Genomic DNA, 14,195 nt, shown 5'->3' with positions numbered 1-14,195 from the left:
GCAAGTCCTTGACGCAGGCAAGGAAAAAGCTGGAAAACGAACGCGGGATATTTTAAACATGAAATAAATCACGACAGGACCGCACAGAACCGCCATGCCCACAGATTTCACTGCCACGCGCGCCGCCTTCGCCCTGCCGGAAGGCATGATCTACCTCGACGGCAATTCGCTCGGCCCCCTGCCGCGCGCCGCTGCCGCGCGCCTGACCCATGCGGTCGAGAAGGAATGGGGCGAGATGCTGATCACCGGCTGGAACAAGGCCGGATGGATGGACCTTCCGCAAGCGCTCGGCGACCGGATCGGGCGGCTGATCGGGGCGCCAGATGGCACGGTCGTTCTGGGCGACACTTTGTCGATCAAGGTCTATCAGGCGCTCGCCTCGGCGCTGGAACTGAACCCGGGGCGAAAGATCATCCTCTCGGACACCGGCAACTTCCCCTCCGATCTCTACATGGCAGACGGGCTCGCCCGCACGCTCGGTCAGGGATACGCGCTGCGGACCGTGGCGCCGGAAGAGGTCGAGGCGGCGATCACCTCCGATGTCGCGGTCCTGATGCTGACGGAAGTCGATTACCGCACGGGCCGCAAGCACGATATGGCCCGCCTGATCGCCAAGGCCCATGCGGCGGGCGCGCTTGTGGTCTGGGACCTTGCCCATTCGGCGGGTGCGATCCCGGTCGACGTGACCGGCGCGGATGCCGATTTCGCGGTGGGCTGCACCTACAAATATCTCAATTCCGGCCCCGGCGGCCCAGCCTTCATCTATGTGGCGCCCCGGCTCGCCGACGGGGTGCGCCCGGCGCTGTCGGGCTGGCTGGGGCACGAGGCGCCCTTCGCCTTCGATCTCGATTACCGGCCCGGATCGGGGATCGAGCGGATGCGCGTCGGCACGCCGCCAATCCTGCAGATGCGGGCGCTGGAAGCGTCGATGGACATCTGGGACCAGGTCGAGATGGCCGACGTGCGGGCGCGTTCGATCGAACTGACCGAGGCCTTCATCGAAGGGGTCGAGGGCACCTGCCCCGACCTGACGCTCGCCTCACCGCGCAATCCCGAAGAGCGCGGTAGCCAGGTCAGCTTCCGCCACCCGGAAGGCTATGCGATCATGCAGGCCCTGATCGCGCGGGGCGTCATCGGCGATTTCCGCGCGCCCGACATCCTGCGTTTCGGCTTCACCCCGCTCTACACGACGATGGAGGATGTGGAGGGCGCGGTGGCGATCCTGTCCGAGATCATGGCGACCGCTGCCTGGGACCGGCCCGAATTCCGCCAGCGGGCGAAAGTGACATGACGATAGAGGTCCGCCACTACCGCCCCGAGGATCGCCCCGCCTGCTGGCATGTCTTCTATCGGGCGGTGCGCGAGGGCGCGGCGGGCCATTATTCTGAAGGACAACGCGCGGCATGGGCGCCGACGCCCCTGCCCGCGCTCGACGGATACGACAAGCTGGGCGATCAGATCTGTTTCGTCGCTGTCCGCGACGGCACAGCCGTCGGCTTCATGTCGCTCGAACGGACCGGCTATCTGGATATGGCCTTCGTCCTTCCCGGGGAAATGGGCAAGGGCACGGCCACCGCTCTCTACCGGGCCCTTGTCGCGGAAGCCCGGCAGCTTGGTCTGACGCGCCTCACCGTCCATGCCAGCCACCTTGCGCGGCGCTTCTTCCTCAAGCAAGGTTGGCGCGTTGTCTGGATGGAAAACCATGCGGCGGATGGCGAGGTGTTCGAACGATTCCTCATGGCACTCGACCTTGAGCCGCAGGGAGCGGACTGTGGAGAACGAACATGAAGATAGCAGAACAAATACTTTTAATATCATGATTTTTCGATCTTATGATACCCTGCGCGCATATCAGCACACGCGCCCCGAACCCCGGCTTTCCCGCCCCGGCGCCTGGGCAAGCCTGTGGCGCCGCATGGGCGTGAAGGCCGCCATTGCCGCCCGTCTGCACTGAGCTGAAGCCCGGGCGGTGACGCCCGTTTCACCTTTGCAACGGAGACCATGATGACCTCGACCTACGACCCCTCCTCCGAAGGCGCGCAGATGTCCTTCGACGGCCGCATGTCCTATGGCGACTACCTTTCGCTTGACCGCATCCTGACCGCGCAGCAGCCGCTGAGTGCCGCGCATGACGAGATGCTTTTCATCGTCCAGCACCAGACATCGGAACTGTGGATGAAGCTCGCGCTGCACGAGATCGGTGCGGCGCGCGCCGCGATCCTGTCTGGCACGCTGGAACCTGCCTTCAAGATGCTCGCCCGCGTCGCGCGGATCATGGAACAGCTCAATTCCGCCTGGGACGTGCTCAGGACCATGACGCCGTCTGACTACACGACCTTCCGCGAAAGCCTCGGCCAGTCCTCGGGCTTCCAGTCCTGGCAATACCGGCTGATCGAATTCGCCGCCGGGAACCGCAATCCGGCGATGCTGCAGCCCCACGCCCACCGCGCCGACGTGACCGAGCGGCTGAAGGCAGAGCTGGCGCGCCCTTCACTTTATGACGCGGCACTTAGGGCGCTGAACGGCGCGGGCATCGCCGTTCCCGACGACATCCTGAACCGCGACGTGAGCCAGCCCTGGGTCGCTGACGACAGGGTCGAGGCCGCCTGGGCAAAGGTCTATGCCGACCCTGCAGGTCACTGGACACTCTACGATCTGGCCGAAAAGCTCGTCGATTTCGAGGATTATTTCCGCCGCTGGCGTTTCAACCATGTCACCACGGTCGAGCGGGTGATCGGCCTGAAACGCGGCACCGGCGGCACGCAGGGTGTGAGCTATCTCAAGCGCATGCTGGAGGTCGAGCTCTTCCCGGAACTGTGGCGCGTCCGCACGGCGCTGTAATATCCCGGCTCAGAATCTCAAAAGCGCCGATACTTATTTCAAAGGATCGGCGCCGGATCTCCGTTGCAAAGTGCAAAGCGGCTGAGCGCCATTTCATGAGCATTGACAAAATAATAATTCAGAGAGAACAAGTCGCTACGTCAGTCAGTGTCAGATTGAGTGATGCCCCATTGCATCATGTAATTACCTAAACGCCGCCACAATTGCGCCTTCAGTTCACTTTAACCGCAGTGACATATTATGCCCATCGGCATCAAGCCTACGGCAACAAGTAAATTGGTAAGAGGTATCGGCCATGCCCAGCGGCTATCTTGTTTCCCTTGGCGGGAACAACGCGCTTAACAGCGGCGATGTGATCAGCGGCAGCACCGTCACCTTCACGACGCAGACGGCGCTCGGCGCGGGTCAGTGGGTCTGGAGCGGCACAGCGGGCGGCACGACCTACACCAATACGACCGAGCCAGGCCAATATTACCTGGGCACCGACGGCAGCATCTATTTCGTGCCGGATTTCGGGACGGTCGACACGCTTACATCATCGAGCGTCATCAGTTCTCCCACCTTCACCCCCCTCATGGGCACGTCCGGCAATGATGCCGCAGTGTCGGGCACGGCCGGAAATGACACGATCTATGGCGGCGCATCGACCAGCGCGACGGGCACCGGCAACGACTCCGTCACCGGCGCGGCCGGCAATGACGTCATCTTCGCTGGCGACGGCAACGACACGCTGCAGGGCGGCGCGGGTGCCGATAGGCTCTACGGCGGCGCAGGCAGCGACACGGCGAGCTATTCGGCATCGGGCAGCGCGGTCAATCTCAACCTCGGCACCGGCACCGCGTCCGGCGGGGACGCCACGGGCGATGTCCTCAACTCCATCGAGAATGTCATCGGATCGGGCTTCAACGACACGCTGACCGGCAGTTCCGCCGACAACCAGATCTTCGGCGGCGGCGGCGCGGATTCGATCGCGGCCGGGGACGGGAACGATACGGTCGATGGCGGCGACGGCAATGACACGATCGATGCAGGAGCGGGCAACGATTCCGTCACGGGTGGACTTGGCAACGATTCAATATTTGCAGGCGATGGCGCCGACAGCGTTTCGGGCGGCGACGGCACCGACGTCATCTACGGCGGCGGCGGGGCGGACTCGCTTCTCGGCGACGCGGGCAACGACACGATCTATGGCGGCAGCCCGACCGTAACCGCCACGCAGGAACATCTGAGCTGGATCGCCCAGGGCACCAGCGGCACCAATATCGCGGGCGGCTTCACCCAGGACACCGGCGGGATGAATGTCACCGCCAGCTTTGTGAACAACGGCGGCAACACGGCCGTCCAGACATCCAACTCGACACAATATGTTGGAGGCGGACCCTACAGCACGTCGTCGGGCCTCTTTCTGGCAGGCAACGCCGGACCGGATGTCACCGCCACACTGACCTTCAATGCCGAATCCGGCAGCGGCCTGACCAGTCAGGTGTCCAGCCTGTCCTTCCGCCTCAACGATGTGGACATGGCGGGCTGGCAGGACATCATCACGGTCAATGCCTACGACATCAACGGCAATCCGGTCAGCGTCACGCTCACGCCCTCCGGCAACGACACGGTGTCCGGCAACACCATCACCGCCGGAAATACAAGCGACGCAGAGAACAGCGCTCAGGGCTCCGTTCTGGTTACCGTCGCAGGTCCGCTCCATTCGATCCAGATCGTCTATTCGAACGGCGGAACCGCGGCTCAGTCACTGTGGGTTACCGACGTCTACTACACGACCGTACCCGACATGTCGGACGCGACCGATGCGGGCGACATCATCGACGGCGGCACCGGCGCCGACGTGATCGTGGCGGGCAACGGCGACGATACGATCCGGCTGACGGGCGTTTTCGGCAATGACACGATCACCGGCGGCGAGACGGGCGAGACCGCGGGCGATCTGATCGACGCGACCGCGATCACCGGCAACGAGACGCTGACCTTCACCGGCAACGAGGCAGGCACCCTCTCCGACGGCACCTCGACCGCGAGCTTCAGCCAGATCGAGCGCTTCCAGATTGGGTCCGGCAACGACACGGTCAATGCCTCGGCCACCACGACGGGCGTCAATGTCGACGCGGGCGACGGCAATGACAGCATGCTCGGCGGTTCGGGCGCCGATACGCTGACCGGCGGGCTCGGCAACGACACGATCCAGGGCGGCGGCGGGGCCGACAGCCTGTCGGGCGGCACCGGCACGGACACGGTCAGCTATGCCAGTTCCGCCGCGGCGGTCAGCGTCAACCTGGCGACCAACACCGCCTCGGGCGGCGACGCGACCGGCGACACGATCTCGGGCTTCGAAAACATCGCCGGCTCGGCCTTCAACGATACGCTGACCGGCGACGCGGGCGCGAACCTCATCGACGCCGGCGGCGGCGCAGACTCGGTCGATGGCGGGCTCGGCAACGACACGCTGCAGGGCGGCGCGGGTGCCGATACGCTCTACGGCGGCGCAGGCAGCGACACGGCGAGCTATTCCGCATCGGGCAGCGCGGTCAATGTCAACCTCGGCACCGGCACCGCGTCCGGCGGCGACGCCACGGGCGATGTCCTCAACTCCATCGAGAATGTCATCGGGTCGGGCTTCAACGACACGCTGACCGGCGACGCGGGCGACAATTCCCTCACCGGCGGTGGCGGCAATGATACGTTTGTCACCTCGGACGGCCATGACACGATCACCGATTTCGGCACCGGCAGCACCAATGCCAATGACAATAACCCGGCCAACAACGATTTCGTCGATCTGACCGGCCATTACAACTGGGACAATTACAATGCCGCCGTGTTGGCGGGCGATATCGACCCGACGGTCATCCAGAACCTTCAACAATGGATGCAGGCCGACCAGAACGACGATGGCATCCTGAACGACACCCTCGCTGGCTGGACGGTGGATGACACGCTGACGATCCAGAACGGCGGCAGCGCCGTCGCGGGTTCGGCGCTGAAGACCGAAACCACCGGGGTCGGCACCGCCGGGCAATACAGCTTCTCGGTCTACAACCTTGGTACCACGACAAGCTTCACCTTCGACGGCACGACCCATTACAAGGGCGATGTCACGGTCAGCGAAACGAATGACGCCATCTTTCACGATAACGGTGGCGGCTATTACACCAATCCGGTTCACAACCCGGCAGAGACCGATCCCGATACCGGCGGGGCGCTGAAGGACCAGAAGATCACTGCCTCGACGGTATCGACCCTTCAGGTGGGCTACGGCTTCAGCTCGGCGAGCCAGATTCTGCTGACGGGCAGCGACGGGTCGCAGATCCTCGCCTTCTACACCTATGTCGACACCAACAATGACGGCACCATTGACACCTACAGCACCCTCGCCCATGTCGTAACGACCGCGCCGCTGGTGGATGGCGTGACCTACACCAAAAGCAGCGTTCCGCCGGGCTTCATGGGAAGCGGCGGCAATTCCTCCAATGCATCAGTTGCCGGCGCGCTTCTGGCGACCTACACGCCGCCCGACGGCATCGTTTCCGGCACTGCCGGCGACGATGTGATCGACGCCAGCTATACCGGCGACCCCGAAGGCGACAAGGTCGACAACAGCGACGCGACCGGCGGATACGGGGTGCCCGGATCGAACGACGACCGGATCGAGGCGGGCGACGGCAACGACTCCGTCCTCGCCGGAGCGGGCAGCGATACCGTTTTTGGCGGCGCGGGCAGTGACACGATCTACGGCGGCACGGGGGCCGACAGCCTTCTGGGCGAGGCGGGCGACGACAGGTTCAAACTGACCGGCACTTTCGGCAATGACACGGTCGTGGGCGGCGAGACGGGCGAGACCGCGGGCGATTTGATCGATTCCGGGGTGATCACCGCCAACCAAACGCTGACCTTCACCGGCAACGAGGCAGGCACCCTCTCCGACGGCACCTCGACCGCGAGCTTCAGCGAGATCGAGCGCTTCCAGCTCGGCTCCGGCAACGACACGGTCAATGCCTCGGCCACCACGACGGGCGTCAATGTCGACGCGGGCGGCGGCAATGACAGCATGCTCGGCGGCGCCGGGAACGACACCCTCCGTGGCGGCGGCGGTAGCGATACGCTTGCAGGTGGCGCGGGCGCCGATTCGCTGGACGGCGGCCTCGGCATGGACTTTGCCGATTACAGCGCCTCGGCGACCGGCGTCAGCGTCAATCTGACCACGAACCTCGGCTCCGGCGGCGATGCCCAGGGCGACACGTTCGCCGGTATCGACGGTGTGATCGGTTCGGCGCAGGACGACACGCTGATTGGTTTTGACGACCAGAGCACCACTCCGGGCGACAGCTGGACCAATGTCTTCTACGGGGGCGGCGGCAACGATTCGCTCGACGGCATGGGCGGCGACGATTCGCTTTACGGCGGCATCGGCAGCGACACGGTGATCGGCGGGGCGGGCAACGACCTGCTCGACGGTGGCGACGGCGCGGATACGCTCTACGGCGGTGACGGAAACGATACGATGCTTGGCGGCCAGGGGTCGGATCTCTTCTCCGGCCTCGGCATCGGTGACGTCGTGGACGGCGGCGAGGATACGCCCTCGACCGAGAACGACGTGCTCGACCTTTTCGGCTCGGGCTGGACCAAGGCCACCACCAATGTGCTCTATGCGGGTGGCAACAACGAGGCGGGCACCGTCGAGTTCCTCGACGGCGGCGGCGCGGTGATCGGCACGATGAGCTTCTCGAACATCGAGACGGTCATCCCCTGCTTCACCCCCGGCACGCTGATCGACACGATGACGGGCCCGAGGCCGGTCGAGAGCCTGAAGGCGGGCGACATGGTCCTGACCCGCGACAGCGGTTACCGGCCGCTGCGCTGGGTCGGCCGCCGCGATCTGGGCGTGGCCGACCTTGCCGCGAACGCCGCCTTCCGCCCCGTCCTGATCCGGCAGGGCACCCTTGGCGCGAACGAGCCCGCACGCGACATGCTTGTCTCGCCGCAGCACCGCTTCCTCTTCACCGGCGCCGGCGCAGAACTCGTATCGGGTGAAAGCGAGGTCCTGGTCGCAGCCATCCATCTGGTCGGCCAGCCCGGGATCGAACGGATAATGCCGGACGCGGGCGTCAGCTATATCCACCTCCTCTTCGACGAGCATGAGATCGTTCGCTCGGACGGCACATGGAGCGAGAGCTTCCAGCCCGGCCTTGCAACCGTATCGGCGATCGAGGAGGAGCAGCGCGCGGAGCTTCTTGCCCTCTTCCCGGAGCTTGGCTCCGGCGACGGACCGGCCGGATATCCCGCCGCCCGCCTGTCGCTGAAGCCACACGAGGCGCGCGCCGCAATCGCGCACTGAGCCTCATCGCGCGAACCGGCGAAGCGCCGGTCATAGCATGCGGTCGGCGCTCGCCTCGAACAGGCTGCGCGCATAGCCCGTCTGCATGCGCGCGCTTGCCAGATCCTCGCGCGAAAGCTCCTCGACCGCCCGACCATGCTGCATCACAAGCACCCGGTCGCACATATGGTCGATCACCGCGAGGTCATGGCTGACCATCAGGAAGGTCAGGCCGCGCTCGGCGCGGAGGCGGTTGAGAAGGTTCAGCGTCTCGGCCTGCACGCTTGCGTCGAGCGCCGAGGTCGGCTCGTCGAGAAGAAGGATTTCCGGCTTCAGCATCAGCGCGCGGGCAATCGCCACACGCTGGCGCTGGCCTCCCGACAGCTGGTGGGGATAGCGGAAGCGGAAGGCCGACGGCAGCCCCACATCGGCCAATGCCTCCTGCACGCGGCGGTCGGTATCGCCGATGCCGTGGATCCCCAGCGGCTCGGACAGTGCCCGATCGACGGTATGGCGGGGATGAAGCGAGCCGTAGGGATCCTGGAACACCATCTGGACGCGCGCGGCGAAGGCGCGGTCGCGCGGCTCGGGGACCGGCTCGCCCGCGATGCGGACCCTGCCGCCGGTGACCGGCGCCAGCCCGCAGATCGCGCGCAGGATCGTCGACTTGCCCGAGCCGCTCTCGCCGACGAGGCCGTAGCTTTCCCGTTCGGCTACGGAAAGGCTCACGCCTTCGACCGCTCGCACCAGATGGCCCTTGGCGCGGAAATGCACGGAAAGGTTCTCGATCTCGATCAGCGCCAAGGGCAGCCTCCGTTGACCGTGTCGGCGAAAGTCCGGGTGCTTCCCTCCCCCTTGTGGGGAGGGAGAGGGTGGGGGAACGGCGTTTGGCACAGGCGCCCCCCACCCCCGTCCCCTCCCCACAAGGGGGAGGGGAGGCGCGTGAGGCCAGAGGGCGGGCTCAGGGGCCGAAAGCCAGCCATCAGTCCGCCCAATCCGCCAAACGATTGAGCGCAGGCAGGGGCTCTCGTCCTCCGCCGATGCGCGGCAGGCAGTTCAGCAGGCCCTGCGTATAGGGATGTTTCGCCTGCATCAGATCCTTCGCCGCCAGTTCCTCGACCACCTTGCCCTTGTACATGACCAGCACCCTGTCGCAGAACCGCGCGACAAGCCTGAGGTCGTGGCTGATGAAGATCAGCCCCATCCCCCGGTCGCGCACCAGCGCATCGAGGATCGACAGGACCTCGGCCTGCACCGTCACGTCGAGCGCCGAGGTCGGCTCGTCGGCGATCAGGAGGTCGGGGTTCGGGATCAGCATCATCGCGATCATCACTCGCTGACCCATTCCTCCGGACAGCTCGTGCGGATAGGCGTCCATCACCCGCTCCGGATCACGGATCTGGACGGCGGTCAGTGCTTCCACCGCCTTCGCGTGCGCCTCGGCCCTCGGCATCCGGTCGCGCTGGCGCAGGCCCTCGACCAATTGCGCGCCGACCTTCATCACCGGGTTCAGCGAATATTTCGGATCCTGCATGACCATGGCGATCCGGTGCCCGCGAAGCGCGCGCATCGCCGCCTCGTCGGCCGCCATCAGGTCCTGTCCGTCAAAGATCATCCGGTCAGCCTCGATCCGCCCGGGCGGGCGGATCAGCCTGAGGACGGCGCGGCCGGTCATCGTCTTGCCCGATCCGCTTTCGCCGACGATCCCCAGCCGCTCGCGCCCCAGCGCGAAGGACACACCGCGCACCGCCTCGACGAGGCCCGCCTCGGTGTCGAAGGTCACGCGCAGGTTTTCGACCGTCAGAAGCGTCATTTCGAGGCGCTCTTGGGGTCGAGGACGTCGCGCAGGCCGTCGCCCAGCAGGTTGAACCCCAGCGAGACGATGAAGATCGCAAGGCCGGGCATGGTCGCGACCCACCATTGCTCGAACAGGTACTTGCGCCCGGCCGAGATCATCAGACCCCATTCCGGCAACGGCGGCTGGACGCCGAGGCCGAGAAAGCCGAGGCCCGCCGCCGTCAGGATCACGCCTGCCATGTCGAGCGTCACGCGGATGACGACCGAGGGCAGGCACATCGGCATGATATGACCCCAGATGATCCGCGCCCGGCCCGCGCCCTGCAGGCGCACGGCGGCGATATAGTCCGAGTTGCGGACGGTCAGCGTCTCGGCCCGGGCGACGCGGGCGTAAGGCGGCCAGGAGGTCAGCGCGATGGCAAGGACGGCGTTCACCATGCCGGGGCCGAGGACCGCGACGAGGGCGAGCGCGAGGATCAGCTTGGGGAAGGCGAGGAAGATGTCGGTGATCCGCATCAGTACCTGATCGACCCAGCCGCCGAAATAACCCGCGACCGTGCCGATGATCAGGCCCGCCACCGGTGCGGTCAGGATGACGAGTGCCACGATGTAAAGCGTGATGCGGCTGCCGTAGAGGATGCGGCTTAATATATCGCGGCCAAACTCGTCGGTTCCCAGCCAATGGCCCGCGCTGAAGGGCCGGATGAATCGGGCAGACAGGTTCTGGGCAATCGGGTCGTGCGGTGCCAGAAGCGGCGCGAAAAGCGCGATCAGCAGAAGTGCTGCCGAAATGCCAAGCCCGAGCATGGTCAGCGGATTGCGGCGGAGCCTCAGCCAGCTGAGATAGCTTTGACCCAGCCGCGCCTGCATCCTCGACTGAGGGTTCGGGTCGCGCAGCCATGCGGTGAATGTCGTCATGCGCGCGCCCTCGGGTCGGCCAGCCGGTAGAGAAGATCGGACAGCATGTTCAGCCCGATATAGACCGCGCCCACGACGACCGTGCCGCCCAGAACGGCGGGCATGTCGGCGACCAGAAGCGCGTCGGTGATATAGCGGCCAAGACCCGGCCATGCGAAGATCGTTTCAGTCAGCACAGCACCTTCGAGAAGAAACGCATAGGAAAGTGCGATGACGGTGATCAGCGGCACCAGCACGTTGCGCATCGCGTGAACCCAGACAACGCGGCGCTCCGGCATGCCCTTGACCCGCGCGGTCGTCACATATTCCTGCCCGAGCTCGTTGATCATGAAGCTGCGGGTCATGCGGCTGATATAGGCCATCGACAGATAGCCCAGAAGGCTCGCGGGCAGGATGATATGCGACAGCGCGTTCGCCCACATGTCCCAGCGTCCGGCAATTGCCGTGTCGAGAAGGATCATGCCGGTGGGCTTGTCCACCTCGAAATCGAACATCATCTGATAGGCCGCATCCAGCCGCCCCGGCCCGGCCACCCACTCAAGCCGCCCGTAAAAGATCAATAGCCCCACAAGCCCCAGCCAGAAGACCGGCATCGAATAGCCGATCAGCCCCACGACCCGCACGATCTGGTCGGTCCACGACCCGGGCCGCGTGGCGGCGGCAACGCCCGCAGGCACACCCACCAGAACGCCGATGATGGTCGCAAGCGTCGCAAGCTCCAGCGTCGCGGGGAAATAATGGGCGATATCCTCAAGCACCGGGCGGCCGGTGTTCAGCGAGGTGCCGAGATCGCCGTGCAGCGCATCGCGGACATAGAGGTAGAACTGCCACCAGTAGGGTTCGTTCAGCCCGAGTTGCTCGCGCAGCGCCTCGATCTGCGCGGCCGAGGCGCGGTCGCCGAGGATCGAGGTTGCCGGGTCGATCGGCACCACGCGGCTGATGATGAAGGTCACGGCCAGAAGGCCGACGAAGGTGACGAAAAGCGTCAGAAGCGTCGCCCCGATCTGGCGGAGCGCCTCGATCACCCTGTGATGTTCGGGAAGGGATGTATCTGTCATGGGTGGGAAGGCCGCGCGACGAAATCGCCGCGCGGCCTGATCGCTTACTTCGTGACCAGCCAGTAGGCAGCCGAATCGGTGGCGCCGCCGGTATGGAAATTGTTCACATTGGCGCGCAGCCCGGTCTGGTAGGCGATCTGGTTGAGGATGATGAAGGGTGCCGTTTCGCGGTGCTTCTTCTGGATTTCCTCATATATCGCGCGGCGCTTGTCGCCATCACGCTCCTCGACCGCCGCCTGGGTCATCGCATCCAGATCGCCCGGCTCATAGGCATTGCGCCAGGCGAGGTAGCCCGTGTTCTTGTCCTCGTCGGCATTGCCGGGATTCTGCGCGAAGGTCGAGGCGTTCGTGTGCGGGTCAGGATAGTCCGGACCCCAGCTTTGCAGCGTCGCATCATGCGTGCGGGCACGATACTCCTCAAGCTGCTCGGCCCCCTCGCCCACCTTCAGTTCGACCGTGATCCCGGCCTGGCCGAACGTGTTCTGGATCGACTGGGCCATATCCATCCGGTCGGCGGCGTTCCTGACAGACAGCACGATATGGGGATCGGTCACGCCGCTTTCGGCCAGAAGCGCCTTCGCCTTTTCGATATCGAGCGTGTAGGGCACATCGTCGAGCGCGCCGAGATAGCCCTTGGGCAGGAAGTTCTGGTGGACGATGTTCGTACCCTTGAGAAACGTATCCACCATGCCCTGATAGTCGATCGCCCAGCGCATCGCGTCGAGGTACTTCTCGTTCTTGTACTGCTCATGCTTCTGGTTGAAGGCGAGGTAGAAGACCTGCCCGCCGACGTCGGACTGGATCTTCACGTCCGCGTTGCCGGACAGCCCCTCGATGTCGGTAGGCGTCAGTTCCCGGGCGATGTCGATATCGCCCTTCTCCAGCATCAGCCGCTGGGTGGCGGCCTCGGGCACATGCTGCATGAAGACCTTGGCGATCTTGGCATCCCCCCGCCAGTGGCCCGCCCGCGCCTCAAGCACATAGCCTTCGTTCGGCTTGTAGCTCTTCAGCGTGTAGGCTCCGGTCCCGGCCGAATTGGCGTTCAGGTACTCGTGCCCCATATCGCCGTCCTTTTCGTTCGCCATCACCACCTCCTTGTCGACGATGGAGGCGACGCCCGCGGTGAGGCAGTTGTAGAGGAAGGTCGGCGCATAGGGCTTGTCGGTCCTCAGCGTCACGGTCTCGCCGTCCGCCGTGACCATCTGGTCGACATTCTCTCCCGTCCAGCCGAACTGGCCGAGGATGAAGGACGGGGTCTTGTTCAGCTTGATCGCCCGCTGCAGCGAGAAGGCCGCATCCTCTGCCCGGACCGGATTGCCGGACGCGAAGCTGACACCAGGACGGATGTGGAACGTATAGGTCACGCCATCCTCGGCGACCGACCAGCTGTCGGAAAGGCCCGGCACCATCTCGCCCGTCGCCGGGTCAAGCTCGACGAGGCCATCATAGGTGTTGTTGTTCAGGTCGGTGCCGGAAAATTCATAGGCCTCCGCCGGGTCGAGCGAGACGATATCGTCGATCGCATCGGCGATGACGAGCGTATCGGCAGGCGTTTCCGCCAGAAGCGCGGCGGGCGCCGCACCAAGCAGGAGACCGGCAAGCGCAGCGGCCCCGAACCGCCGAAGGGTCGGATCCAGTAGCATCAGTAACTCCCTGTTTTCGTTGCTTGTTTCAGAACTGGCTTTCTAACATGCCAGATTCCTTGACTGATTGGGCAGCTTCTGGCCTATGTTGTCAAGCGCCGCGACGCGGTTTGCCCCCGATCAGTACAAAAAATTGTGGAGCCCTGATGCCCCCCTCCCCGTCCGAGACCTTCCGGCGCCTGCACGAAGCCACGTCCGCGCATGGCGGCGCCCGGCTTTTCACCGTCAGCCGAATCGACTACGACGCCCAGCTGTCGCGCCGCGCCTATACCTCGCATCCTGCCGAATACCCGGTCAGCGGCACCAAGCCGATGGTGATCGACGGCTGGGGGCGTCAGGTGATCGAGGGCCAGCGGACGTTCGTCGCCAATTCGACCGACGGCTTCTCGCCCTATTTCCCCGACCATCCGCTGATCAATGCGCTGGGTTGCCAGTCGGCGATCAATATCCCCGTGGTCGAGGGCGGAAAGGTGGTCGGAACCGTCAATCTTCTTGATGTCGAGAACCATTTCACGCCCGAAAGGGTTGCGGCCTTCGAGGCGCTTGTCGCACGCGAACGCCCCGCACTCGTGGCAGCACTCGAGGCCATGCCGCTCTGACCATCTGCCCGTG

Annotated in this window: 11 protein-coding genes; 6 read left to right on the top strand and 5 right to left on the bottom strand. The window is 64.9% G+C overall.

What is annotated here, in order from left to right; genetic code table 11:
• The first annotated feature begins 94 nt into the window (after positions 1 to 94).
• The 5 genes from kynU (at position 95) to P0645_RS09980 (ending at position 8,188) form a co-directional block, all read left to right on the top strand.
• On the top strand, positions 95 to 1,291 hold the full coding sequence (gene kynU, locus P0645_RS10000) for a kynureninase (protein WP_284164423.1): 1,197 nt from the start codon (positions 95 to 97) through the stop codon (positions 1,289 to 1,291).
• Positions 1,288 to 1,788, top strand: a complete 501-nt coding sequence (locus tag P0645_RS09995; protein ID WP_284164422.1) for a GNAT family N-acetyltransferase — start codon at positions 1,288 to 1,290, stop codon at positions 1,786 to 1,788. The genes kynU and P0645_RS09995 overlap by 4 nt, the downstream gene beginning before the upstream one ends.
• The gene (locus P0645_RS09990) at positions 1,772 to 1,954 is read left to right on the top strand and encodes a hypothetical protein (protein ID WP_284164421.1); all 183 of its coding nucleotides are present in this window, start codon (positions 1,772 to 1,774) and stop codon (positions 1,952 to 1,954) included. The genes P0645_RS09995 and P0645_RS09990 overlap by 17 nt, the downstream gene beginning before the upstream one ends.
• Positions 1,955 to 2,004: 50 nt before the next feature.
• Positions 2,005 to 2,841, top strand: a complete 837-nt coding sequence (kynA, locus tag P0645_RS09985) for a tryptophan 2,3-dioxygenase (RefSeq protein ID WP_284164420.1) — start codon at positions 2,005 to 2,007, stop codon at positions 2,839 to 2,841.
• A 295-nt stretch (positions 2,842 to 3,136) separates the two neighbouring features.
• Positions 3,137 to 8,188, top strand: a complete 5,052-nt coding sequence (locus P0645_RS09980) for a Hint domain-containing protein (protein ID WP_284164419.1) — start codon at positions 3,137 to 3,139, stop codon at positions 8,186 to 8,188.
• A 30-nt stretch (positions 8,189 to 8,218) separates the two neighbouring features.
• Here the strand turns inward: P0645_RS09980 and P0645_RS09975 are convergent, their stop codons facing one another.
• The 5 genes from P0645_RS09975 to P0645_RS09955 form a co-directional block, all read right to left on the bottom strand.
• A complete protein-coding gene (locus P0645_RS09975; protein ID WP_284164418.1) occupies positions 8,219 to 8,971 on the bottom strand; it encodes an ABC transporter ATP-binding protein in 753 nt (250 codons plus the stop codon).
• 178 nt (positions 8,972 to 9,149) lie between these two features.
• A complete protein-coding gene (locus P0645_RS09970; protein ID WP_284164417.1) occupies positions 9,150 to 9,980 on the bottom strand; it encodes an ABC transporter ATP-binding protein in 831 nt (276 codons plus the stop codon).
• Positions 9,977 to 10,882 carry a nickel transporter permease gene (nikC, locus tag P0645_RS09965; RefSeq protein ID WP_284164416.1) on the bottom strand — a complete coding sequence of 302 codons (906 nt, stop codon included), beginning with the start codon at positions 10,880 to 10,882 and terminating at the stop codon, positions 9,977 to 9,979. Before nikC ends, P0645_RS09970 begins: the two co-directional genes overlap by 4 nt.
• On the bottom strand, positions 10,879 to 11,940 hold the full coding sequence (locus P0645_RS09960; protein WP_284164415.1) for an ABC transporter permease: 1,062 nt from the start codon (positions 11,938 to 11,940) through the stop codon (positions 10,879 to 10,881). Before P0645_RS09960 ends, nikC begins: the two co-directional genes overlap by 4 nt.
• Before the next feature lie 44 nt (positions 11,941 to 11,984).
• Positions 11,985 to 13,583, bottom strand: coding sequence for an ABC transporter substrate-binding protein (locus P0645_RS09955; RefSeq protein ID WP_284164414.1), 1,599 nt, complete (start codon positions 13,581 to 13,583; stop codon positions 11,985 to 11,987).
• A gap of 146 nt (positions 13,584 to 13,729) precedes the next feature.
• On the opposite strand from P0645_RS09955, the gene P0645_RS09950 reads away from it, so the two are divergent.
• Positions 13,730 to 14,182, top strand: coding sequence for a GAF domain-containing protein (locus P0645_RS09950; protein ID WP_284164413.1), 453 nt, complete (start codon positions 13,730 to 13,732; stop codon positions 14,180 to 14,182).
• The last annotated feature ends 13 nt before the right edge of the window (positions 14,183 to 14,195 follow it).

The organism is Frigidibacter sp. SD6-1, assembly GCF_030143255.1.
Lineage (GTDB): Bacteria > Pseudomonadota > Alphaproteobacteria > Rhodobacterales > Rhodobacteraceae > TMP-24.
This window is presented reverse-complemented; position numbering and strand designations above follow the sequence as displayed.